Raw genomic sequence first — 236 nt, forward strand, 5'->3', positions numbered from 1 at the left:
GGCGGCCTGGTCGCCGTCTTCCTGGTCATGGATGCGCAACGCACAACTCACACCGAGGCCGAGCGCGTCACGGCGACGACCGCCGTCGCGCTCGCCACGTCACCGCTCGTGGTCGACGCGCTGGAAGCCGGTGACATCGCCGCCGCCACTCGGACGCTCGAGCCGTATGCCCTCGACGTGATCGCGGGTGCAGATCTCGACTTCGTGACGATCATGACCCCCGACGGCACGCGAGT

Annotated in this window: 1 protein-coding gene; it reads left to right on the forward strand. The window is 69.1% G+C overall.

Annotated elements, in window-relative coordinates:
• The coding region (locus SB753_RS41350) for a hypothetical protein (RefSeq protein WP_410805726.1) at positions 1–236 on the forward strand (236 nt) is incomplete at both ends.

The organism is Paraburkholderia sp. SIMBA_053, assembly GCF_046534895.1.
Taxonomy (GTDB): Bacteria; Pseudomonadota; Gammaproteobacteria; order Burkholderiales; family Burkholderiaceae; genus Paraburkholderia; species Paraburkholderia caledonica.